The following is a 22,262-nucleotide window of genomic DNA, read 5'->3' as shown; positions in this document are numbered from 1 at the left end:
CCCTAAGTTGTTTAGACCTTTTACTCATTTACACCCTGTTCATGGGCTTTTGTCTTACTAAAAGTTATCAATTATTCCAATACTGTTTGTTGTGAATCCCCGTGATGTATCACGGGGGAGATTCCACCATACTCTAAGGTTTCAGTGTGTCATTTCCACCATCGAACGATTTTCCTTTCTTGCAATAAAGAAAAAGCCGCCTAAATCGGCGGCCATTCATTGCAAGCAAAGGTGTCTTTAATTTTGAATCTATAGTTCATCGCAAACACTAAACGACAGACTTGCGGCATTCAACCCTGTCGTGTATAAAACGCGATTAGCAACTAGGTTCATATGTAATTGTGGTATGTATTAGTTGCAGGTGAGGAATTGTTGAGGGTGATGAGTTGGTTGGTGTTTGAAAGTTGTGTCCAAGGGGTTACAGGGGGATGCAACACGAAAATGCCCCGAAACGTGCTAGAGCAGATACTCGTAACATTTCTACAAACACCTCTTTGACTCAATTCCTCTAATTCATTTAGTATGAAACAAAACGTGTATTATGATGGTGGTTATTCATATTCACACTCAATGTTTACCACCAAGATAAAAGAGGAGGTTTGTCTTGTGAGTAATATCATCGTTGAAATTGTGGAAAGCCCAGATCCAGAGCATGGCTGTTGGGGGATTAAGGTTAGCCACGAGAGTGGAGAGCTGTTTTTCGATACAGGGTATGTTTATGAGGGAGAAGGTGCAGCACGTAGGGCATTTTGTAAATTGTTAGATAATTTACCTCAGAAAGACTCTTAATCTGTTTCTGTTAAAAATATTTGAGTAAACATAGGCTGATTGGGGTGGCAGCGGGAGGCTCAATACCTCTGGTGTCAGTTTTCCTCATAGCCCTCATAATTCTTGTGTATGTCAGAAGTTTCAGTCTATCAGTGCAAACTAGCAACCAAGTGGAGGAAGAGCCTATGAATACAGTGAAAACAACAGCAATATTCTCAACCCTAGAAACAATATGGGCTATTGGGGTGAGCTGCACGGCAGGAGCCCTGTCACCCTATGTTTACTTACATTCAAGAGCATTTAATTTTAATTGCATTAGGATCAAATAGGTGTCTATCAAAAGTATTCTTAATGAAGCTATTGGGAAATTAGAACAAGGTAGTCATGCTCGTCTTGTTGACTGTACATTAAGAGCTTCGACTATCAGTGATCATGATCAATGTTGGTGTTCAAGCGGTCTCTTGTTCAAAGATTGTCATAAAAATCGCAAACTAATGCGAGAGCTTCACGAGCATGAGATTAGAAAGAAAGTAAGCGAAATATTCGATAGTAAGAAATACTGCTGCGCTCAATTTGATCAGGAAAACTGTGAATTACCAATCAAAAGAGCCCATACAATTCAAAGGGGAAATGTCCTTTCTAGCCTTGCTGAGAATGGTCATGTGGGGACGTTTTATCGAAATCTAGATGGTATAGATAACACAAATAGGTTGAAAGCTGGCATCGAAAGAAAAGCATCCATCTTTTACGGCTTTTGTAGCTTTCATGATACCGAATTGTTTAAAGCTATTGAGGTAAATGAGTTTTCTAAGACTAAAGAAAATTGTTGGGCTAGTTCATATCGCGCTGTGTGCCATGAGTACTACCAAAAGAAAGCGGCTATTGATGTTACTCACTGGCAAATAAAGCACTTGGACAGTGGGCTAGATGTGTATCATCAAGTCTTTCTTCAAGAGAAACTGTATATTCACCAAGTTAATGTTGAAAAAGGGTTTAGTGATATTTCTACAATTAAAGAAGCTTACGAAACTATCAAAACAGACGGTCAATACGAAGAGCTAGTTTCTTACGTAATTGAGTATGATGCCCCTCTTACAATCGCAGTATGCGCCAGTATTTCACCATACTTGGACCTTAATGGAATAAAAATTCAAAATACAGGTGACGTAGAAGAAAGTTTTCAGCACTTCTCTCTCTCTACGGTGACATTAAACGGCAAAGCGGCTTACATCGTAAGCCATCTAAAGCAACATGATGTTATCGGTAAGTATTTGAAAGAAGTGTTTTCAATGCCTCTCGCTAATATAAACAATTGGTTAACAACCTGTATCTTTGCATACACCGAAAATAATTACTTTCGCTTATCTTGGTGGGGTTCGCTAGACGAAACAACGAAAGCAAAGGTATATGGCTTGTTTTTATCTGAGAATTACACTAAGACCATAAATTATGACGAGTCAGTTAGTCGGTCTATACCTAGTAACCTCGTGTCAGTTGAGCGGATTTAACAATCTTTAGGGTTTTAATTTAACGTGAAGTCTTTTTTCGGAAACAGCGATTTTCTTGATCAAATGGTACTACGCCCATTGTCCCATATTCGCCCCAATTGGGAATTAAGTTGGTACTCAGCGAGTGAAGAGTACAAGCCTGAATCGGATAGCTTTGCTTATGAACTTAATATGCTGATTGAAGAAATGGGAGAATGCTGTATTCCCGATAATTATCACGACAATGAAGATATTGTTGTCAAAAAAACTAGAGATTTTGAAAACTCTGATATATACAAGCAAGGTCGGATTTGGATCGGCAAAAGCTATCAAATTTTGTTGCAAGATGGTGGTTTCCACGATGAAAATGCGAGGAACCTAGTTTTAGCAGCGGTCGGACGTGTAGAAGTTGCAAGACGTTTTGGTCAAGACCATTTTGATGACATGGAAGAAGCTCATCAGCGTATATTAGCGATTATTATGGCGTTAATTCTCTATCACCGTTATACGTAGTTATGCAGCAAATATGGCAATGTGAATAGGCACTTTGCCTATCATATTGGGCTGTGTCGCCATACTATAGGTAATCCGTTACAAGCGTAATTAACAAAGTCACTGACTCACTTTTGTCCAGAACCTTCATTGCTGGCACTTCGTAACTCAGAAGCGCCCAATTCTTGGCTAGTGAGCATGCATCAATGGTATTCCTGTCACTCAGTCAGCAATAATTTTTCTAATAGCTAACTGCGATGCCTGCGAAAATGTCCCACTTTGTCGCATTTTCTCGCTCACACAACCTCCGTCTTAGTGATAAGTCATAAAAAAAACAGTGCGTTATGATACAAAACTGTGATACAGGCATTCAATTTAGATACAAAATGGGATGTAATAAATTGTTAAGCCTACACAGTGAGTAAGTAAAATATGGATATAGAACAAGAAATTAAAAATTTTCTTTATGACTCTATGAAGGATAATGATCAGAAATACCGAGATATACAATTGATATTGTTTTTTTTCGGGTTTCGAGAGGAGGATTGGCCAACTCTAGATGCGACAGCAATAAGGTTCGAGGTTGGAGAGTCAGAAAACAGGAAGTCTGAGCGACCTAGACAAATAATTAAAGATAAGTTTACCAGTAAAGTTCAACTTACAGAGTTACCTTCAATCAGGAGAGTGTCCGAGGTTATTTCTTCTCAAGAGTACATGTCTACAGGTGTTCTAATTGAAAAACTTGAAGAGCTTAATCTACTCCCTAAAAATTACAGTGTAAAGGGCATTCTGAACTTATTGCATCAACTTGGTTTATGTAAATCATACGATATATATACAAATAAACTAAACAAGGCATCTCGGTCATCTATCTCAGATGAAAAGACTTTATATGTTATTCACTCTTCGGAGTTAAAGAAAATGAAGTCAGCAATGAATCGTATGATTGTTTTTCCTGGCCTTGTGGGAATAGCTAATTTAAGCACTTTCTTTGAAATATATCCTCAGCATGAAAAGTATAAAGAAGCGTTATTTAATATCCTGCACTCACGTGACGATGTGTGGCTTTCATCATTTAACGGTGTTTTTTATTACATAATTGAAAATCGAGATAATGCGCTGATTAATAGCCTAGAAAAAGTCGTGAATGTGGCTGATAGTGTTGAATTAGAAGTGATGGTAAATGTATTATCCAATGCATTTAAACATAGGACACCACCTAAAGGAAACAGCTATCCACCAATTGAAGTTATTTCATCATACTTGAAAAAATCTAGATATACTGAGTGTAATGGTAAAGTGATTAAACTAAACATTAATCCGACCAAACTACGTGATATTGAGTATGACGTTGTCAATTTTATGAAAGGTAAAGGTCAGCTAGGTTTCTCAATAATAAAAGAACATCTGGAACTTAAAGGTTATTCGAAACCTTCAATTGATAAAGCTATTCTACATTCAACGATTGTAAATGCCGACAAATCGGTACGTAGACACTATAAGTACTCGCTACTTGAAAGTATACCTTTCGAATCGACGAAAGAGCTTGATAGATATACTGTCTTTAAAGCTAGACTGTTATCCATATGTGCGGAAGGTACAGATGACGAAGTCGAATCAAAGCGTAGAAAAGAACAACAAGTATTAAGGCAATGGTTGTTCGAAGGCAAAGAAAAAGCATGCTGTGCTATTTGCAATAACTTGTTTTCCGTCGATTCATTGGTGACAGCTCATAAAAAACCACGCTCGATTTGCTCATTTAATGAAAGAGTTGACCCAAATATTGTGATGCCTCTATGCAAGTTTGGTTGTGACCATGCTTATGAGGCGAACTATATATCTGTCAAGCAAGGGGTGGTTCAAAAAAACAACAGACGCAGTGGTACAGAGTTTGAAAATGCATGGGTCAATGCTGTTGTAGGTAACGTGGTTGATGCTCAGTGGCTGGAAGGTGAAGCTAACTACTTTGGCTCGTAGGCTTAACGCACATGAGCTTTCTCGTCGTTAATAGACAATAAGCATATTGGGCTGCGGCAGTAACCAACACTCTCGAACAACAAAGTCGTCTACTTAACTTTGCCCAAATTCAGATTATCCGAAGTAGACGACTTCGAGCTTTAGCTCTAACGCATTCCTGTCCAAAAATGAGTTATGGGTTGTTCAAGTTGATAATGAAAAAGCATATCTAGTGGGTGAGTGTTGACATTCACCGCTAAATGCCGCAAGATTACCACAATGTAAAGCCTTACCTATTCGGTGGGGCTTTTTCGTATCTGATACTTTCCTCTCTTGTTATGCGCCTTTCGTGGCGCTTTTTTTATGCTCGTTATTCCTCATTTAGCTCTCATTCTTGCTGAGCTTTTCATTTTAAATCAAGCAATCAAAAGGATACTCCGACAGGGGGTGGGTAGGCGTATGAATGAAAAAATTTCCAGCTCTCTGTCGTATTGGTGGAACGGTTTTATTGGGGTGCTTGGTGGTATATCGACCGATTGGTGGATGGTGATCATCGCTGCAGCTGGCATGATTATTACAGCAATCATCAATAACTATTGGCACAAGAAGCGATTCAAAGCGGAGTTTGGTGATGAGCAAATCTAGTTTATTAACACGATCACTGATTGCTGGCGGGGCGAGTGCCTTAGTGATAGCTGCTTCAATGGTTAAGCCGCTCGAAGGGATAGAGTATGTTCCGTATTATGACGTTGCTGGCGTGCTAACGGTTTGCTACGGCACTACGGGACCAGATGTGATTCAAGGACAAGCTTACACCCAAGAAGAGTGTGATTATTTTCTTGAGCGCGATTTGGCTCGAGTAAAAAGTCAAATTGAACCGCTCATCAAACCAGTACTTCCTGAACCGACTAAGGCTGCACTTTATTCGTTTACTTATAACGTCGGTGCTGGCGCATTTTCTCGGTCCACCTTACTTCAAAAGCTCAATAACGGTGACATTAATGATGCCTGTGATGAGTTGAAACGTTGGGTGTATGCCGGCGGACAAAAATGGAGAGGCTTAATGACTCGGCGAGAAATTGAAGAGGAGGTGTGTAAGCTGGCCTTTAAATCAACGGATGTAAAAATGATGCCATACGTATCACTTAAAGATGAGAGAACTCATGTTGACTCGCTTGAAATTCATAATCCTAACGGTATCAGCGCTTTTTCTTATCACTAGCCTCTCTTTTTATCTTATTGAACGTGAACGGCGTCAGTTGGCCGAGTTTGAACGTGATCAAGTAACGCTGCAGCGGGACTCGCTTATTCGACTCCAACAGCAGCAATCAGCAAAGATTAAATCATTCAATGAACTCAGCATTAAACATGCGGAGGAAGCCGCTAATGCAAAGAAAGAAATTGACTCTCTTCGTGCTGACGTTCGCAACGGCGCTAAGCGGGTGTTCATCAAAGCCAGTTGTCCTGAGCCAGTGCCCAAAGTCGATAGCGCCGGAAGCGTGGGCGATGCAGGAGCCGCCGAAGTTGAACGAGCAGTTGCAGAAGATATTCTCGATCTCCGAGAAATGAACTCAAAAGCCATCAGGCAGATCCTTTATTTACAAGGCTACATTCGCACTCAATGCCCGCTAGCTAGTCACTCTGATTAAAGAGGCCCGCTTGCTGCCTTAAAGTAAGCACACCTACCACCGCCAAGAGCAAAAGTGCGCATTCTTTTTGGTGTCGTCGAGCACCTAAGGCTTCGGCCATTATCCACAGTGCTTACGGCGGTGACCCTATCCTATGCGTTGGCTTTTCGCCGTCTTAACTTGTTAGCCATGACCACGAAGCGGTTTACCGCTTACTCCTTACGTGTAAGCGCGAGTTAAGAATCAAAAAGAAGCAAGTCAGGGTGAAAGTCCCCACATTAATGGCAACGTCAGCCTAAGGCGAAAAGGGCGTGACCACTCGGAGAGTCGGGACAATTTTTTAACTTTGAGGAAGCAATGAACAATGAAAAACGACTATGGAATTTGTCAGAGTTAGAAGTCTTTGGTTATCACCGCTCAACGATACGTAAAAAATTAAAAAACGCCGGGATAGAACCGATTGCACACAAAGGCTCAACGCCACTTTATGACGTGGTTCAAGTGGTCCCTTATCTCTGTCAGGCTCCAATAAAACAAAGTGATGCGCCCGATTTGATGGGGTTTAAGACTGCCGCAGAAATGCGTGCGTACGTGCAAGGTCAACGTGAAAAGCTCGCGCTAATGAAAGATGCAGCCGAAAGCGTAACCAGAGAAGACTTTGAAAACGAGATTGCTGTTTGTATTGCTGGAGTTAAAGGCTTTAAAGATAAAGTCATTACTAGAATTGAGTCTTCCATTCCGTCAGCAACACCTCAGCAGCTTGAGGACTTAGAGCGATTATTGAACTTCGACTTAAAGGCAGTAGCAGATGAGCTTGGATCAGTTTGACACGCGTCTTGGGGTTCAGTTTGCGGATGCAAAAGCAATTCGTCGCAGCCTTGCTTATTTATGCCAACCAACGAACAAAACCCCTGTTCAGGCCGCTGACGAGGACTTATGGATTTCAGACGGCACGGATGTCACTAAATTCTTATCAACTCAAGTGCCTTATATGCGCGAGCCGCTGGACTGTTTGGCGCGTCGCATTTATGAAGCGGTCATTGTTGTTGGGCCTGCTCGTTCAGGAAAGACCAAAGCTATGGTTGAGGGTTGGATTAACTACTCTGTTACTCAAGCTCCGGGCGATATGCTGCTGATTTACAGTACGAAGACAAAAGCGGCAGACATGAGCAAGGTCGATCTGGATCGTTGCTTTCATGCCACGCCGGGCATCGCAAAGTTAAAGACAGGGCGAAAATCAGACGACAATATTACATCCAAGAAATTCAAAAATGGCATGAACTTAAAGCTAGATTCAGCCACAGAAACCAGTTTATCAGCATCAACTTATCGCTATGCAGGTTGCACGGACTACGATCGGGCGGATGATTCTGTTGGTGAAGAGGGTTCTAAATTCGAACTCATGCTCATGCGCGTTCAAAATGCGAAATCATCCGGCATGGTGATGGCGGAATCTTCCCCTGGTCGCATCGTTCGTAACCCCAAGCCTATTGAAGAGCTTGCGCCTCATGAGGCACAGCCTTGTGGCGGTATCGCCTCGCTGTACAACCAAGGCGATAGACGTCGATTTTACTGGCAGTGCGATGATTGTGAAGCGTGGTTTAGGCCGGATTTTGAAACGCTAAAATGGGTTGATCATAAAGACCCGATGGAAGCCGCTAAAACCGCATGGGTAGAATGCCCGCGCTGTACTCACAGAATCAATGAATCACAAAAACAGGATAAAAACCTAAGCGGTGAATGGTTTCGAGAGGGGGCCATTACTCAACACGGTGAAGTGGTTGATGATGAAACTAAGGTCAGGACATCCAAATGGGCCACTTTTTGGTTTGAAGGTATTGTTGCAGCTTATGCAAGCTGGGAAAACCTAGTTTATCGCTACTTAAATGCGGACGCTCAATATCAAGACAGTGGTGATGAAGAGGCGCTAAAGTCATTTATCAACACCCGCATGGGTCGCTCTTATATCCTGCAATCTCGCGCTTTAGAAGTCGGGGCGCATGAGTTAATGCAGCGCGCACTGGATCATCCACGTAGTGTTGTTCCTAACGATGGTCGCTTTATCATCATGACCGTGGACGTACAAGGCGGTAAAGCTAACCCACGCTTTATTGTACAAGCTCACGTTTATGGCCTTGGTCTGCAGCGTTGGGTGATTGATCGCTTTGAGATACTCACCAACAAAAACCGCAATGGCGATCGCATTAATCCGGCAATTTATGCCGAGGATTGGGATCTGCTGATTGATGAGGTAATGAAAAAAATCTACCCGCTTGCCGATGGATCAGGTCGCGTGATGAAGCCTATTTTAACCTTATGTGATTCTGGAGGCTCGGCTGGCGAAAAAGAGGGTAAGCAAACCTCGGTTACCGATTTTGCTTACCAATTTTATAACCGGCTTAAATTGCAAGGCTTGGCGCATTTGTTCCGCTTAGTCAAAGGGGCAAGCCGAGATATAGAGCACTTGGTCAAAGAGAGCTATCCCGACAAGCGTAGCAAAATCGCTCACGGTGAAATCAAGCTGCTTTTACTGCATACCAACCGGCTGAAAAATCGTGTCACCGCAAGCTATTCGCGCCTTGAGTTCGGCTCGCGTTACTTTCACTTGCCCGGCTGGGCTGAGCGAACGTGGTTTGATGAACTTACCGCAGAATATATTGACGAGAAGGGCAACTGGGTTTGCCCAGCAAACACTCGAAACGAAAGCCTAGATTTGTGCGCCTATGCGGAAGCGGGGATGCATTATCTGGGTGGTGACGACATTGATTGGAATAATCCACCCGCATGGGCGTCACCTTGGCAGATCAACCCCAACGTTGTTGATGCTGACGTTAAGCCAGAATTTGAGCGCAAGCCACAACGCCGATATAACCATTCACAGAGTATTTACGGATGATTGAATTACCGACAAATAGAGAGCGACTGGCATGGTACGTTGCGGCAGAGCAAAAAATATTGATGCAGCAAGAAGTCACGACTGCTGAGGGGGAAAAGCTCACCTTGGCTAGCTTAGCAACGGTGCGGGCTGAAATAGAGCGCTTGACCCGCTTGATCGCTCAAGAGTCGCTAGGCGGTAGGCGAAGTATGATCAGGAGGAATTACCTTGAGTAATCCGCTAAACCTAATCGACCGAGTTGTCGCTGTCTTTAACCCCGAAAAGGGGTTGAAGCGGCTATACGACCGCTCACTACTGAACAAATATACCGCAGCCTTGCCAGTTGACCCGAAAACTAAGCAGAAACGTAAGTTTTCAAAGACCTCCGCGAATGAGCTGAACAAGGGCGCTAAAGCGATTTATGAGAGAGCCAGAGAGGGCGATGAAAACAACCCGTTCGTGACGGCCATTCTCGATGAACTATGCGCTAACGTGGTTGGTCCTAATGGGATCATGGTTGAGCCACAACCGCTCGATCATAAAGGCGAAGTACATATTGAGTTTGCTCAAGCAATCGCCAAGTGGTGGGAGCTGCACTCGCTGAAGCAAAACATTGATAATGAAACGTCTCGAAGCGAAACCGAGTGGCTAGCGTGTCGCACTTGGCTTCGTGATGGTGAAGTGTTTGGTCGAATGTACATGGGTTATCACCCACAAATCACCTATCCATCCAGCACGCCTTTTGCTATTCAGCCCTTTGAGCCGCAGTACATTCCGCGCCACATTACTGAGCCGGAAGGTGGATTAATTGAAGGGATAAAGCGCAATCGGTTTGGTCAAGCGGTTAGCTACTTGATTCAAAAAGATTCAATTGGCTTTGAATTTGCTGAGGTTGACGCTGATTTTATTTGCCACTTGAAGTTTACCCGCCGCTTACATCAAAACCGCGGCGTATCAATACTGCACTCAGTGCTCGATCTTATTTCTCGGCTTGAAAGCTACGACAACTCTGAAATGGTCAGCGCTGAGATAGCATCACGCTTTGCTTACTACATTAAGCGCGATCCTACGCTTGGTGGCGACACTGGTGATGCCTTTTCCCGCGGTGGTGACATCTTCCTCGGTATGGGCAACTCATTTGAGTTAGCTCCTGGTGAAGACGCTGGCGTTGTCGAATCGAATCGTAAAGAAGCAATGAGCGCACCGTTTAGAAGCGGACAGCAAAAGCTGGTTAGCAGCGCGGTTGGGGTGAATAACTCATCGGTCACACGAAATTATGACGGTGCCTATTCATCGAATCGCCAAGAGCTGGTTGATTCTTACGCTCGTTATCGCGTGTTGCAACGTAAGTTCGTGCTGAACTGGACGCGCCCGCAATATCGCACCGCGCTATCTATGGCAATTCTTAGCGGCGAGCTAAAAGTACCCGCGAGCGTCAACGCAGCCAGTGTGTACAACGCGATTTATCAAGCGCCTGTCATGCCATGGATTGATCCTAAGAAAGAGATGGATGGGATTGAGAAAGGCTCACGACTTGGCTTGTTCTCACTCAGTCAAGCGCAGCGTGAGCGCAACATCAACCCACTGGCAACGCGCAAAGAAATTCAAGCCGAACGCAAGCAGCTTAATGAAATGGGCATAATCAGCACCGCTGATCCTGCTCATAATCTTGCTCCTGCTGATCAGATTAAAACCAACGACAAAGGCGAGGGAGTTCTCGATGCCTAAACCCACTGATAAACGCTGGTACACGTTAACAAATGAAGCCGATGATAAGCCAGCACAGCTCTACATCCATGGCATTATTGGCAGTTACGATATTGCTGCTCTCGATCTAGTTGCTGCCCTGCAATCAATCGGTAACAAAGATATTAAAGTGCATATCCACACTCGCGGCGGTGGCGTTTACGAAGGCATTGCCATTCACAACGCCTTGAAAGCCCACAAAGGCAAAACCATCGGCGTTGTCGATGGGTTAGTCGCATCGATCGGCACTTATGTGTTGAGCGCATGTGATGTGCGCCAAATGCCGTCCAACACATCGATGATGATACACAATCCGCAGATCGGCGCGTGGGGTGAAGAAGATGACCTAGAAGCAGCGCTGCAGCAGTGGAAAAACTCGCGTGAGCTGATCTCTCAAGAATACGTAGAGCGATCAGGCGGCAAGAAAACGCTGGACGACTTTCTCGAAGCGATGAAAAAAGAGACGTGGTTCACCGCTGAAAAAGCCCTTGAGTGGGGATTGGTTGATGAAGTGACCGACCCCGTTGATTTAACCAACTGCTTTACCGAAGACGATGCGAAAGACATCGCAAAATTTAAAAATGTGCCTGAATCCTTGCTCAATGCGCTGCCTCCTGAGCAGTCCAATGAAGCACCAAGCGAGCCAGAACCAAGCACGCCAACCAATCATTCAACCAGTGAACAGGTAAGCGACATGCCGAAACCATTAACACCAGAAGAGCTGCAAAACGCAGTAAAAGCCGAAAACAAGCGTCAAGCTGATATTCGCGCGTTATGCGCTCTGCACAAAGTAAGCGATGAGCTGACCAACCAAATGTTGAGTGACATTGAATGCTCGCTCGATAAGGCGTCAGCTAAGATTTTAGAAAACCTCGGCGATCAAAGCGCAACAGGTCAACGAAAACCAGATGCCAACTTAACAGCCATGCATATGCGTGTTGGCAATGGCGATCACGTCAAAGCTGAGCTGCAAAATGCGCTAAATGCGCGCGCAGGCGTTGAAGATCTGGATCAGAAAAACTCGTTTGCACACGAGTCGCTGCTAAATATGGCACGGTTTAGTATCGGCGTGAACGCAGGTACTGGCTTAACTAAGAACGAGTTAGTCAACCGAGCGTTTAACAGTGGTGATTTTGGCGACATTATTACTGAAAGTATTCGCACGGTAATGCGCGATGAAACCAAAGTTCGCGCACCGCTTTGGCGAGAGCTGGCGAACGTGGAAAACCTCAGCGATTTTCGTGAAACCGAATTAGTGATGGTGAACGATGCGCCTGATCTGATGGCCGTTGGCGAAGATGGCGAGTACAAATCAGCAATCCTGAAAGGTAGCGGTGAGCGTATTCAGCTAGCAACGTTTGGTCGTGCGATTCAGTTTACTCGCCAAGCCATCATCAATGACGAAATCGGCTTGATCGCCAAAGTGCCACGCAAGTTTATGCAAGCAGGCTACCGCCTATCGGACAAGCTGATGTTTAACGCGATTCTTAGCGGCAAAATGGGCGATGGCAAATCAGTATTCCAAGCAGCGCCAAGCGCTGATAAGTGGGGGAACCTTGTTGAAAACATCCCCGCTGGCGATTATGCCGCGCTGATCATGGCGCTGCATAAAGTGTTTGCCACTGCGACTAGTGTGCCGTTTAGTGGTGATAAAGATGGCGGCGGTGATGCGCTAGATCTTCGCGGTGAAATTCTAATGGCTCATCCCGATCACGCCTCCATGCTTGAAGCGGTATTGAATACTGCAAGCAAGCCGGACAGCTTTAACCCAGCTTACAAGAAGTTCAAAAAAGTCATTGAAACCGCGCGCTTAACAGGTATCAACGGCGCTATTGCTCTGACATCGAAAGATTTTGATTCGATTGTGATGGGCTTTTTGGACGGGCAGCAAGATCCGTGGTTAGAAACGGGTGACGGCTGGACCAGCGATGGTGCGAAATTCCGGATTACTTACGATATTTCCTCTAAAGTGATCGATCGCCGCGGCATTGCCAAAGCAACCTTTAAGTAAGCTGGCAACAATCAAACCAAGGGTGAGCACGTCTCGCCCTTTTGTTTATATAGATGAAATTGGTGATAACGATGCGCTATAGCGACGGTAAAAAAATTGCAGTGATCGCCCCAACGGGCGGCTTTAAAAAAGATATTCCTTGTTTAGTAGGCAGTTTGTTGGTTGTACCAACGCAAACCATTAAGGCAGGTGAAGTGGTGACATGTCATATTGATGGTCACTTTGATGGACCGATAAAAGCTGGGGATATCCCGACATTTAAATGTGATGCGGCTTATTTTGACGCGGGCGAATTCACTAAGACTAAGCCCACGAAAAAAGACGCAGTCGCGCAGCCAGTTGGCGTGTTTGTCGATGGCGGCGTGCTGTTGACGGGCGCAGTGATCACTGAGTTTGTTGCCTGATGAGCAGTCCATTTAACCATGCTCGGAGTTTACTCCGGGCATCTATCGCAGATTGCTTTGGGCATTCCATTCTTGTGACGACAAAAGAAGGCAATCAGCGAGAGATAAATGGTTACATTCGCCGCGCTAAGCGAGGGGAGCTTACTGTTTATCGGCTCTTTACTGCTGATAGCCTGCCAGAGCAATGTTCAACGATTTATGATCAAGAGCGGTTCATGCTGGTTTATGAGCAGCCTGTTAAATCGACCGGAACCGACAGCCAGATCACCCTTGAATATGCGATGGTGAAGATGGGGAGTGGAGCGCGCAAAGATGGCTGGTCAGAGTATAACTAACAACAATCGCTTGTTGATGGACACTGAGTTTATCCAGAAGTACGAAGCTTTCAAAGATGAGATCCCCAAGGCAGTTCAACGGGCGGCAGCGCTAACGAATCGCTGGTTAAGAGCCGTTAGCATGGCTGAACTTGGTTACGAGTTGAAAATTGACAACAAAGCATTGCGATCTCGATTCCGTCAATACAAAAAAGGCCGCATTTCGAAGCTTTGGATCGGTGTGAATGAAATTGGCGTGCATCGCACGGGTAAGCCCATTCAAAATAAGCTTGGCGTGCGGGTGGGCAGCGAGTTCTATGAAGGAGCGTTTATCTCATCAATGAACAGCGATGAGGCGCTTGTATTTCGCAGAACTAGTAAGCAAAGAAAAAGCATTGAGCTCGTGACTGTGGATATTTCAGACGATGCTGAATCCATTGTGAACAACTATCTGCCCGATATTAATCGTAAGTTTGAGGAGTTTTTCCATCGTGAATTCAAACACGTTCTTTCGCTCGCCGCGTGATTGGGTGAAATTAGTCATTGAGCACTTAGAAAGCGCTCTCAATGTTACGATTAAATCAACTTATACACGTAGCCAAACTGAGCTATCCGAAACGCGGATCAGCTATTTGGTTGGCGAGGCTGAGCCAGTTTTGGGCTACGCGAACGATGGTCGAAACGCGCATGATATTGAGCTGAGATTTCTGATTGAAGTTCCGACATCGATTGATGATTTTGATCTCGAAGCGCTCGATGCCTCAACGCGATTGGACCGAGAATTATCAAGCCGAGTCATTGCATTTGATGATACGGATGAGGCTATTGTGGTTTCGAACCTCCCTAATCGCTTTCAGCCTGATCACGGTGTGTTTTCTCGCGTTGTGACCATGCGACAAAGAATTCGCATGGGTCCTATCGATGAAGAACATGCCGAGCTTGTGGGAGTAAACACCAATGAATGCAATCAAGCGCATTCTTGCGTTGGAGAATGAGCTACGCGCAGTACGTGAAGAGCTAGCCGAAACCAACCGCCGATTAGCCAATATCATTCGTCTTGGAGTCGTTGAAAGCGCTCATGAGCGGTCGGTCAATGTTAAAACAGGTACGAATCTCGCCAAGAACGTGCCTTTTTTTGTGCCTGCCGCGGGGCGAGTGCGTCATTACCGACGCCCAACGGTCGGCGAGCAGTGCATTTTAATTAACATCGGTGACGGTGATAACTTAAATAATGCAGTGTCACTAATGGGCTTACGCTCTAACCAATTTCCTTTCCCTACGCTGGAAGAAAACGAAGTCATGACGGATTACGGCGGTGGCATGACCGAGCTGTATAACCTTGATAACGGCTCGATCACTTGTCATTACCCCGGCGGAATGTTCTTAAATGCAGATTTAACCCATGTCGGCAACCAAGAGCACACGGGCAACACGAACCGCACTGGCGATAGCATTTTCACAGGTAACTTAATTAATACCGGAGCCTTTAATCACCAGGGTGCGTTTGCTGTATCTGGCGGAGCGGGCGGAGGCGCGGCAACATTCGCTGGCTCAATGGAGGTTTCTGACGGCGATGTCATTGTCGATGGCTATAGCGTGAAGCTGCATTACCACGTTGATTCAAAAGGCGGCAATACCAGCGAGGCTAAATCATGATTAAGCATATCCTAGCTATCGATCAAGAGACAGGGCGAACATTAACGGGGCTCGATGCGCTTAGCTGTCGGATTAAGCGCGTGTTAACGACTCAAGTTGGCTCCCGCGTAAAGCGCAGAAATATCGGCAATCGAGCGATTAACCGATTAGGAAAAAACCAGAACCCATCCGAAGCGCTGATTGTGCAAAACCTCTCCATCGAGGCGCTAACCAACGCTAATAATCAACTTACTGGATTAACAGTGGAGCAGTGCCAAGCCACACCGACTGCAAGTGGCTTGGCCGTGAGCGTGATAGGTAAGTGGAACGGTGAAGCTATTCGAACGAGTGTGACGATATGACAGATAATCGCCCTAAAGCATTTCAAGAGCCAGATTTTGAGACGCTGCTTAACGAATACATTAATTTCGCAGTTGAACATTGCGCGGCTAGTGATAAAGAAAAAGCCGTTTATTTGCAAGAGGCGCTAACCAACGACGGTGAATTGTTAGCGCAAGTCTTGCAGGCGTTAGTATTGAAGTACATTGCCGATACACGCGAGAAAAACTATTGGGCGTTGCAGATGTTTCGTAAGTTCGTGACAGAGAGCGACATGGTGGATTTGTTGGCGCTGCAGTACAACTTGAAGCGCCAAGTTTTACAACCCGCTGATACGTCAGTTTTTCCGCCCAAACCTGCAGTACTTGAGTCTAATGACGATCTCTTAAGACGGTTCGATTTAGCGCCTTATCAGTTTCACACCACGGGAACACGGTCCGGTTATCGCTTCCACGCATTAACTTTAGACGAAAGGCCGATGATCAAGATTGAGTCTGACACCGATGCTGTAGTTGTGCGTTACGAATTCCCCAAGACCGCTCAACCCGCTCTTGTAAAAGATGCGCAAGCCAGAATGACGGAGCCGAATTCGGGCAAAGTGACCGTTGCTATTTTGAGCCGAGAGACGCCCAATGGCGTTCCGAGCGCCGCTCTACTTGAGCGGGCTAGCAAGTATTTAAATCGCGATGATATTGCTCAAGAAAGTGATGAAATCACGACCAAGGCCGCAAGGCTTAAGCCTTACAAAATCAATGTAGTTCTTTATACCGGGGCAGATCCTAATAATCACATTGCTCATTCGGATGCCCGCAAAGCTGCTGATGTGTTTGTTGAGCGTAAACACCGACTAGGGTCAATGATCGATGTTGAAGAAATAGGGCATGAGTTCTATAAGCTGGGTGTTAAGCGCGTGAAAGTGTTGGAGCCAGTGGGTGATGTCATCTGCAACTGGGATGAAGCGCCACATTGCACTGAGGTGACCATTGATGTCAGAGCCGAATGAGTTCATTAGTGTACAGCCAGACAACCGAACCCTCATCGAAGAATCATTGGAATACGCATGGGACAGGATACTTAAACAGTCAACCAGCCCGTACCCCGATCTAAAAAACCCGATGCTCACACCAGATGAATTTGTTGTCTTATTGGCCAGTGAGCGCGGAGTTGCGGATTGGCAGCCCGTTGACACGGAATTACATCAGCGCAGGACGGTGGATAAAGCCTTTGAAATACACAGCAAGGCAGGCACAAGAGCCGGTCTTGTTTCTGCAGTCCGAGCCGTTGGTTATGATGCGGATATTCAAGCTGGACACAAGCTCAAAGATCCAATCCCTTACCACGTTGAAATTCTCGCTTGGCGAGAACCTAGCGATGTTGTCGATGAGAAAAAAATAGCGCGGCTCGTAAGCAGAATTAACGCATATAAGTCAGAAAGAGACACGATTGAAGTTGCGATGACATTTGCGACCTTTGTCTCGCTGCAAGCTAAATCGGCAGCCCCTAGAAGCATCGGGATTACAGGAATCTCAGGTCGAATGCAGGCAATGCCTCAGCCTGAGGCTTTCGGCTCTTGTCATGCATCAATGGCGGGGCACTCGGTGTCACTATCTTCGATCAGCGCTACGGCAGAAATTCAGCAATACAGTGCGTCAGCCCGTATTGCGGTTCGGCAGAGCGCAATTGGCAAGTCGCTATCAGTCAAACAATACAACGCAAGAGCCAAACTATGAGTACGAACGAGGGTTACGCAGTAACTATAACGGCGCATGGGCTATCCGAGCTTATTAGTGCGAAAGAGCAGGGAATGAAAGGCAGGATCAAATGGATATCCTTTGGCGACCGAGCATACACGCCAAGCGTTAATCAGCGCCGATTACAGAATGAAATCGATAGAGCCACAATCTCCGAATACGTTGATGTTGGAACTTCAGCGCTAAAAATGACAGCAAAAGTTGAGAGCGGAAACGAGTATGCAGTAAGAGAGATCGGCTTTTGGCTAGATACAGGAACGCTGCTTGGCGTTATTTCTGTGCCGAACAAAATACTCAACTACAAGACTGCAACAACATCTCTCATACAGATCTTTACGCTTGATCTCTCTGTTTTGCCGTCCAGCTCTGTCGAAGTCGTCGTTGGCATAGAAAACTTAAACATTTTAATCGACACGCAAATGATGAGCGATGCAGTTGCATTTTGTCGCTCTGAATTAACACAAACTAAGCAACTGTTCGCTCACCTAAAGCTAAGCGAGCAAGTGCAAAAAATGGAGCTAAGCAATGGCTGATATTCTCACCGAGCTGCAAGAACTCAAGAAAGCTACACAACAACAGACAGCAGCGTCGCAAGAAATAGCGGCGTATCACAATGACGCCGTCAAAAAAGTTGAGCATGCATCAAGCACGGCAATCGCACGCGCTGAATCAAAATTCAACCAAAGCGTAACAGAGCTAACAGCTCACGCAATCGAAGGCCACAAAAAAGCCATCGAGGACGCATCCGGCGGACGCAATACTATCCTTGTTGACGATCAAGGCAATCCGAACATTATGGTTCGCATCCCTCGATTTAATTATCAGGATATTAATGCGGCCATTCTTGCCAAGCACGGTATTGATCTTAATCTTGGCGAAGGCACGCCAACCATGTTTTTAACCAATGGCAACCCACGCGGCGAAGTGCTGATTGCTAAATACCTCGCGTCATCTGGCAAAAACGGCGGTTGCTCGGTGGTTGGCGGTGTTCAGCCTCGTACATCTGTGGATTACGATGCCGCCAAAGCACTTTGCGAAAACAAGGGTGCGGGGTGGCACATGATGTCTATCCACGAGTGGGCAGCTATTGCGCTATGGTCGCTCGCTAATGACACGGTGCCACGAGGTAACACAAACTTCGGTCGATCACATGAAAATCGACTTGAAACAGCGCGTCGTGTCGACAACGGAACTCCAGGTGATGCAAGCGGTGCAGCCAGAACAGATACAGGTAAAGGCCCCATAGCCTGGGCGCATGATCATAGTGTTTGGGGTGTACAAGATTTGGTCGGCAACGTGTGGGAATGGCTTGATCAAATGATGCTCAAAAACGGGCAAATCATCACAACTCTTGATAATAATCCGTCAATTGCGGAAGTGAACTGGCATAAACACGGTGCTTATTTCGACTCTCCAAGCGACAGTATGAGCGGAACTGGTGATATTGGATCCCCGATTTTAAGTAACTCAATCACGAAGCGAAATGGTCCTCTTGATGATGATAGTCATGATTATCCACATATGAGTTCGTCCAATTGGGCGGGTATTACTAAATTTACGACATATCAAAAAATTGAGCTTTTGCGTCGATTATTAATTGAATCCGAAGTATCTAACGCTCTGAGTGGCGGTATCTGGGTTCGAAATTATGGTGAACGATTTCCGCGTCGTGGAGGTGGTTGGTTCGATGGATCGCGGGCTGGTCTGGGAGCGCTCTACTTGCAATATAATCGTTCGAACTCGCTCAGCACACTTGGTTTTCGCCCCTCGTTCTTTGCGTAATTGATCACTGAATCTTTGAACAGCGCACGATAGTGCGATTTTTCATAACTAAGAAATTCCGGAGGCGAAATGTTTAACTACATTTTCAAAGGCGAGACATACACAGATACAAGTCGCGAATTCATGCTTAGCATTGGCATGGATGCGGAGCAGATTGAATCTGTTTTATCTCAGCAGCAGTACGAAGCACAGCAGAACGTAGAGTTGCGTCAACAAGCTTACAAGCGCGAAAGCGATCCGCTTTATATTGAGTGGCAATTTGAGCTTGAGAGCAAAAACCCCGAGTCTGATATCTACAAACAGGCTTGGATGGATAAAGTTAGCGAAATCAAAGTAAGGTTTCCAATTCCGCAATAACAACAAACCCGCCACGGCGGGTTTTTTATTGGAGCTAGCCAATGGCAAAACCGCAAAAGCCCATTGCACAGGATTACGTAGTGCTGCAACCCTTTCGACTGAACGGGGTATGGGTTCATCCTGAAGGCAACAAAACCATTCCGCTTTTACCATCACAGGCCGCGATGCTGCTGCTCAATGGCAAAGTGGGCAAACCCGCAATCAAAGCGAATGACGCTAAAAAAGAGGGCAAATAATGCTTTCACCGATCAATGACTTTGAACTCAATGGCGTTGAAGTCAAAACGATTGAGCCATTACCGAGCATGGGGCCGCTTGCGCTGCAGGTGGTTCATTTAACCGGCACCGCGCCAAACAAGAACGCAGCCATTGCTTATAACGAAGCAACGCGGCTTTGGAACTACTCGCACGCTATGATGATGCTCGATAGCACAGGTGAGCGAGCGGGTACGCTGCCCAACTTGGTGCGCTATTTACTCGAGTATGTTAAGTGTATCGTTTACGTTACTGTTGTCGAAGATACTGGCGTTGTTGCCGCTACGGAAGCCAATGTGATCGGCGGTATTGATAGCACAACGGGCGCAGTCACTGGCTTGCAAACCATCAAAGCATGCGCTGAAACGCCCACTATCATTGCTGCCCCCGGCTTTAACTCAAAAGCACTCGGTCAAGCGTTGGCGCTTATTGGTCGCGATGTGCGCTGCCGCCCCGTCCTTGATGGCCCAAATACCAACGATATGGCCGCTGCTGAATTTGCTGCCGAATTTGGCGCAGAGGGGACCGGTGAAGATAAGCTTTGTATTATCGACCCTTGGTTCTTAAAAACTTACGATGGCGCTCAGGTGTTAATGCCCGCCTCCATTGCTCTGGTTGCTGCTATGGCATCAGTCGAGGGCTATGAGAGCCCACAAAACCGCGCGGTGCTGTGTGATGAAACATCACGCAACGTGACTTACAAAATCAACGATAAAACGACGCAAGCCAACTTTTTGAATAAGCACGGCGTGGTGACGATTGCACGCACACGCATGGGCGGCTATTCAATCATCGGCAACCGAACCAACACTGGGCGATTTATCAGTCACGTAGGTCTGGAAGATCTTATGGCGCGCAAGCTCGAAGAAACAAGCCAACCCCTAATGGGCAAGCAACTTACCGAAGCCTTTATGACTCAAGTGATTGACCGACTAACGAACTGGGGACAAAACCTAGTCGCTCAAGAAGTCATTCCGGTGTTCAAAGCGTTTCTTCATCCTGACAAGAACAATCTTGAGAATTACACCTCAGGGCGCTGGTTCTTGTGCGTTAACTACGGTCGCTACTCTCCGAATGAGCACATGGTGTACGAGATGAGCGTTGATAATGGCTTAATTGAAGCATGGCTAGAGGAGGTCGTTAATGGCTGATCGTATTCGCATGCGACTGACGGCACTGGTTGAATCTGTGCCGCTCATGAATGAAATCGTTGATTTCACCCCGCCTGACATTAAAAGTAAAGTTGCCAATAACGAAGGTAGCTTTGTGATGTCTGAAGATGTTGTTGGCTTTGAAGCGCTCAAGTGGACGTTAAAAGTCCACGGCGATCACCGCGCTCTACAAAATGCGCTGGGCAAGTTCTTTATGGATAACGCTCAGGTCAACATTACTGAGCAAGGCAAGCATACCGATGGTGTGAAATACAAAGAAGAGTTTTCATTGTATGGACCGATCACCAACATCAAGAAAGAACCGGCCAAAATGGGCGAAAAGCCAACGGTAACCATTGAAGGTACCTGCAAAGCTTATAAGCTCACTGACACTGGTACCGTGGTTCACGATATCAATATTGATACCGGACAAACCATCGTTGGCGGCGCTGACTTGATGAGTCTAGCGGGAATTTAATCCTCAAATAACTAATGAGGCCTCTCCATTGTGAGAGGTCTTTTTTTGGAGCATCACAATGAAAAAAATCAGTATTCTTAAGTTTTTCACCGCAAACGCAGAGCAAAGCAAGGCCCTAGAAGCAAAGCTAATCGAGTTTCGAAAGCAGCTAAAGCAGATCACAACCGATGACAGCGAAAGTGAAATTGAAGCCCTGCAAAACGAGATAGACCGCGCCCAAAAAGAAGCGGACGCACTTAGAACCGTGCAACTTAAAACTATCTCAACCGCCGGATTTAAAGCATTACCGCACATTAAGTTATCTTCAATGTCTGCAAAGCAGGAGTTTGAGCAACGAAAAGCACTCATCTTACTCTGTGCGGATATTACTGAAGCTAAATTTAACACGCTTCATGCGCCTGATTTTATTCAACTCTATGAAGATATTGTAGACATCATTCTTAAGCCTAGTGATGAACTGAAAGGCGAAAAACTTAGCGGCTCTAGCTTTGAGTTTGACTTGCTTGAACCGTTTGAGAACGAAGCGGGCGAGAAGTTTACTCGAATCAAGTTCCAAGTGCCCAAAGTGGCCCACTCTCAAGCATTGGCAGATATTGAAGACGATGAAGAGCGTGAAGACTTCATGTTTCGTGTCGTCACTGGCTTACAGAAAGAAGACTTTAAGTACCTTTCGCTTAATGACTACTTAGCGCTAAAACCGCAGGTGGGCGCTTTTTTTCAACAATCGGCGGCATTCTTTCGTCCCGGGATGTTGAATCTCTGATCGATCTCGTTCCAATGCATCGCAATACGTCTGAGTCTGAGCTTCTTCAGTGGAGCCAAGATGTTGCGGTG

Annotated in this window: 27 protein-coding genes; all 27 read left to right on the top strand. The window is 45.7% G+C overall.

Going from position 1 to position 22,262, the window contains the following annotated elements:
- Positions 1-606: 606 nt before the first annotated feature.
- Positions 607-789, top strand: a complete 183-nt coding sequence (locus CAG58_RS03725; RefSeq protein ID WP_161429708.1) for a hypothetical protein — start codon at positions 607-609, stop codon at positions 787-789.
- Positions 790-1,097: 308 nt separating this feature from the next.
- Positions 1,098-2,276 carry an SEC-C metal-binding domain-containing protein gene (locus CAG58_RS03720; protein ID WP_161429707.1) on the top strand — a complete coding sequence of 393 codons (1,179 nt, stop codon included), beginning with the start codon at positions 1,098-1,100 and terminating at the stop codon, positions 2,274-2,276.
- 24 nt (positions 2,277-2,300) lie between these two features.
- Positions 2,301-2,768 (top strand): hypothetical protein, encoded by a 468-nt coding sequence (locus tag CAG58_RS03715; RefSeq protein WP_039450262.1) that lies wholly within the window; start codon positions 2,301-2,303, stop codon positions 2,766-2,768.
- 411 nt (positions 2,769-3,179) lie between these two features.
- On the top strand, positions 3,180-4,724 hold the full coding sequence (locus CAG58_RS03710) for a hypothetical protein (RefSeq protein ID WP_161429706.1): 1,545 nt from the start codon (positions 3,180-3,182) through the stop codon (positions 4,722-4,724).
- A gap of 438 nt (positions 4,725-5,162) precedes the next feature.
- Positions 5,163-5,348 carry a hypothetical protein gene (locus CAG58_RS03705; RefSeq protein ID WP_161429705.1) on the top strand — a complete coding sequence of 62 codons (186 nt, stop codon included), beginning with the start codon at positions 5,163-5,165 and terminating at the stop codon, positions 5,346-5,348.
- A complete protein-coding gene (locus tag CAG58_RS03700) occupies positions 5,335-5,925 on the top strand; it encodes a lysozyme (protein ID WP_161425305.1) in 591 nt (196 codons plus the stop codon). Before CAG58_RS03705 ends, CAG58_RS03700 begins: the two co-directional genes overlap by 14 nt.
- Positions 5,879-6,352 carry a lysis protein gene (locus CAG58_RS03695; RefSeq protein ID WP_237665974.1) on the top strand — a complete coding sequence of 158 codons (474 nt, stop codon included), beginning with the start codon at positions 5,879-5,881 and terminating at the stop codon, positions 6,350-6,352. The genes CAG58_RS03700 and CAG58_RS03695 overlap by 47 nt, the downstream gene beginning before the upstream one ends.
- A gap of 336 nt (positions 6,353-6,688) precedes the next feature.
- On the top strand, positions 6,689-7,159 hold the full coding sequence (locus CAG58_RS03690) for a hypothetical protein (RefSeq protein WP_161425307.1): 471 nt from the start codon (positions 6,689-6,691) through the stop codon (positions 7,157-7,159).
- On the top strand, positions 7,140-9,227 hold the full coding sequence (locus CAG58_RS03685) for a terminase gpA endonuclease subunit (RefSeq protein WP_161425308.1): 2,088 nt from the start codon (positions 7,140-7,142) through the stop codon (positions 9,225-9,227). The genes CAG58_RS03690 and CAG58_RS03685 overlap by 20 nt, the downstream gene beginning before the upstream one ends.
- Complete coding sequence (locus CAG58_RS03680) at positions 9,224-9,442, top strand: hypothetical protein (RefSeq protein WP_161425309.1); 219 nt, start codon at positions 9,224-9,226, stop codon at positions 9,440-9,442. Before CAG58_RS03685 ends, CAG58_RS03680 begins: the two co-directional genes overlap by 4 nt.
- Entirely contained in the window at positions 9,435-10,934 is a 1,500-nt protein-coding gene (locus CAG58_RS03675; RefSeq protein WP_161425310.1) for a phage portal protein, read from the top strand. Before CAG58_RS03680 ends, CAG58_RS03675 begins: the two co-directional genes overlap by 8 nt.
- On the top strand, positions 10,927-12,963 hold the full coding sequence (locus tag CAG58_RS03670) for a ClpP-like prohead protease/major capsid protein fusion protein (RefSeq protein WP_161425311.1): 2,037 nt from the start codon (positions 10,927-10,929) through the stop codon (positions 12,961-12,963). Before CAG58_RS03675 ends, CAG58_RS03670 begins: the two co-directional genes overlap by 8 nt.
- Before the next feature lie 71 nt (positions 12,964-13,034).
- Complete coding sequence (locus CAG58_RS03665; protein WP_161425312.1) at positions 13,035-13,367, top strand: capsid cement protein; 333 nt, start codon at positions 13,035-13,037, stop codon at positions 13,365-13,367.
- 74 nt (positions 13,368-13,441) lie between these two features.
- On the top strand, positions 13,442-13,702 hold the full coding sequence (locus tag CAG58_RS03660; protein ID WP_237665973.1) for a hypothetical protein: 261 nt from the start codon (positions 13,442-13,444) through the stop codon (positions 13,700-13,702).
- Positions 13,680-14,207 (top strand): phage tail protein, encoded by a 528-nt coding sequence (locus CAG58_RS03655; RefSeq protein ID WP_161425314.1) that lies wholly within the window; start codon positions 13,680-13,682, stop codon positions 14,205-14,207. Before CAG58_RS03660 ends, CAG58_RS03655 begins: the two co-directional genes overlap by 23 nt.
- Positions 14,173-14,676, top strand: a complete 504-nt coding sequence (locus CAG58_RS03650) for a hypothetical protein (RefSeq protein ID WP_161425315.1) — start codon at positions 14,173-14,175, stop codon at positions 14,674-14,676. The genes CAG58_RS03655 and CAG58_RS03650 overlap by 35 nt, the downstream gene beginning before the upstream one ends.
- A complete protein-coding gene (locus CAG58_RS03645) occupies positions 14,639-15,337 on the top strand; it encodes a phage baseplate assembly protein V (RefSeq protein ID WP_161425316.1) in 699 nt (232 codons plus the stop codon). Before CAG58_RS03650 ends, CAG58_RS03645 begins: the two co-directional genes overlap by 38 nt.
- The gene (locus tag CAG58_RS03640) at positions 15,334-15,678 is read left to right on the top strand and encodes a phage baseplate protein (protein WP_161425317.1); all 345 of its coding nucleotides are present in this window, start codon (positions 15,334-15,336) and stop codon (positions 15,676-15,678) included. Before CAG58_RS03645 ends, CAG58_RS03640 begins: the two co-directional genes overlap by 4 nt.
- Positions 15,675-16,658, top strand: a complete 984-nt coding sequence (locus CAG58_RS03635; RefSeq protein WP_161425318.1) for a baseplate J/gp47 family protein — start codon at positions 15,675-15,677, stop codon at positions 16,656-16,658. The genes CAG58_RS03640 and CAG58_RS03635 overlap by 4 nt, the downstream gene beginning before the upstream one ends.
- Complete coding sequence (locus CAG58_RS03630) at positions 16,642-17,385, top strand: phage tail protein (RefSeq protein ID WP_161425319.1); 744 nt, start codon at positions 16,642-16,644, stop codon at positions 17,383-17,385. Before CAG58_RS03635 ends, CAG58_RS03630 begins: the two co-directional genes overlap by 17 nt.
- Positions 17,382-17,939 (top strand): phage tail protein, encoded by a 558-nt coding sequence (locus tag CAG58_RS03625; RefSeq protein ID WP_161425320.1) that lies wholly within the window; start codon positions 17,382-17,384, stop codon positions 17,937-17,939. The genes CAG58_RS03630 and CAG58_RS03625 overlap by 4 nt, the downstream gene beginning before the upstream one ends.
- Positions 17,932-19,188 (top strand): SUMF1/EgtB/PvdO family nonheme iron enzyme, encoded by a 1,257-nt coding sequence (locus CAG58_RS03620; RefSeq protein ID WP_161425321.1) that lies wholly within the window; start codon positions 17,932-17,934, stop codon positions 19,186-19,188. The genes CAG58_RS03625 and CAG58_RS03620 overlap by 8 nt, the downstream gene beginning before the upstream one ends.
- A gap of 69 nt (positions 19,189-19,257) precedes the next feature.
- Positions 19,258-19,545 (top strand): hypothetical protein, encoded by a 288-nt coding sequence (locus CAG58_RS03615; protein ID WP_161425322.1) that lies wholly within the window; start codon positions 19,258-19,260, stop codon positions 19,543-19,545.
- Positions 19,546-19,586: 41 nt separating this feature from the next.
- On the top strand, positions 19,587-19,781 hold the full coding sequence (locus CAG58_RS03610) for a hypothetical protein (RefSeq protein WP_161425323.1): 195 nt from the start codon (positions 19,587-19,589) through the stop codon (positions 19,779-19,781).
- A complete protein-coding gene (locus CAG58_RS03605) occupies positions 19,781-20,950 on the top strand; it encodes a phage tail protein (RefSeq protein ID WP_161425324.1) in 1,170 nt (389 codons plus the stop codon). The genes CAG58_RS03610 and CAG58_RS03605 overlap by 1 nt, the downstream gene beginning before the upstream one ends.
- Positions 20,943-21,428: a phage major tail tube protein gene (locus CAG58_RS03600; protein WP_161425325.1), complete on the top strand. Its 486-nt coding sequence runs from the start codon at positions 20,943-20,945 to the stop codon at positions 21,426-21,428. Before CAG58_RS03605 ends, CAG58_RS03600 begins: the two co-directional genes overlap by 8 nt.
- Before the next feature lie 58 nt (positions 21,429-21,486).
- The gene (locus tag CAG58_RS03595) at positions 21,487-22,191 is read left to right on the top strand and encodes a phage tail assembly protein (RefSeq protein WP_161425326.1); all 705 of its coding nucleotides are present in this window, start codon (positions 21,487-21,489) and stop codon (positions 22,189-22,191) included.
- The last annotated feature ends 71 nt before the right edge of the window (positions 22,192-22,262 follow it).

Source organism: Vibrio sp. V31_P5A7T61, from assembly GCF_009904895.1.
GTDB lineage: Bacteria > Pseudomonadota > Gammaproteobacteria > Enterobacterales > Vibrionaceae > Vibrio > Vibrio metschnikovii.
This window is presented reverse-complemented; position numbering and strand designations above follow the sequence as displayed.

Excerpts from the sequence above, each read along its gene's own strand:
- CAG58_RS03710 (WP_161429706.1), top strand. The coding sequence starts at position 3,180 with ATGGATATAGAACAAGAAATTAAAAATTTTCTTTATGACTCTATGAAG.
- CAG58_RS03705 (WP_161429705.1), top strand. The coding sequence starts at position 5,163 with ATGAATGAAAAAATTTCCAGCTCTCTGTCGTATTGGTGGAACGGTTTT.
- CAG58_RS03700 (WP_161425305.1), top strand. The coding sequence starts at position 5,335 with ATGAGCAAATCTAGTTTATTAACACGATCACTGATTGCTGGCGGGGCG.
- CAG58_RS03690 (WP_161425307.1), top strand. The coding sequence starts at position 6,689 with ATGAACAATGAAAAACGACTATGGAATTTGTCAGAGTTAGAAGTCTTT.
- CAG58_RS03685 (WP_161425308.1), top strand. The coding sequence starts at position 7,140 with ATGAGCTTGGATCAGTTTGACACGCGTCTTGGGGTTCAGTTTGCGGAT.
- CAG58_RS03680 (WP_161425309.1), top strand. The coding sequence starts at position 9,224 with ATGATTGAATTACCGACAAATAGAGAGCGACTGGCATGGTACGTTGCG.
- CAG58_RS03670 (WP_161425311.1), top strand. The coding sequence starts at position 10,927 with ATGCCTAAACCCACTGATAAACGCTGGTACACGTTAACAAATGAAGCC.
- CAG58_RS03665 (WP_161425312.1), top strand. The coding sequence starts at position 13,035 with ATGCGCTATAGCGACGGTAAAAAAATTGCAGTGATCGCCCCAACGGGC.
- CAG58_RS03655 (WP_161425314.1), top strand. The coding sequence starts at position 13,680 with ATGGCTGGTCAGAGTATAACTAACAACAATCGCTTGTTGATGGACACT.
- CAG58_RS03645 (WP_161425316.1), top strand. The coding sequence starts at position 14,639 with ATGAATGCAATCAAGCGCATTCTTGCGTTGGAGAATGAGCTACGCGCA.
- CAG58_RS03640 (WP_161425317.1), top strand. The coding sequence starts at position 15,334 with ATGATTAAGCATATCCTAGCTATCGATCAAGAGACAGGGCGAACATTA.
- CAG58_RS03635 (WP_161425318.1), top strand. The coding sequence starts at position 15,675 with ATGACAGATAATCGCCCTAAAGCATTTCAAGAGCCAGATTTTGAGACG.
- CAG58_RS03630 (WP_161425319.1), top strand. The coding sequence starts at position 16,642 with ATGTCAGAGCCGAATGAGTTCATTAGTGTACAGCCAGACAACCGAACC.
- CAG58_RS03625 (WP_161425320.1), top strand. The coding sequence starts at position 17,382 with ATGAGTACGAACGAGGGTTACGCAGTAACTATAACGGCGCATGGGCTA.
- CAG58_RS03620 (WP_161425321.1), top strand. The coding sequence starts at position 17,932 with ATGGCTGATATTCTCACCGAGCTGCAAGAACTCAAGAAAGCTACACAA.
- CAG58_RS03615 (WP_161425322.1), top strand. The coding sequence starts at position 19,258 with ATGTTTAACTACATTTTCAAAGGCGAGACATACACAGATACAAGTCGC.
- CAG58_RS03610 (WP_161425323.1), top strand. The coding sequence starts at position 19,587 with ATGGCAAAACCGCAAAAGCCCATTGCACAGGATTACGTAGTGCTGCAA.
- CAG58_RS03605 (WP_161425324.1), top strand. The coding sequence starts at position 19,781 with ATGCTTTCACCGATCAATGACTTTGAACTCAATGGCGTTGAAGTCAAA.
- CAG58_RS03600 (WP_161425325.1), top strand. The coding sequence starts at position 20,943 with ATGGCTGATCGTATTCGCATGCGACTGACGGCACTGGTTGAATCTGTG.
- CAG58_RS03595 (WP_161425326.1), top strand. The coding sequence starts at position 21,487 with ATGAAAAAAATCAGTATTCTTAAGTTTTTCACCGCAAACGCAGAGCAA.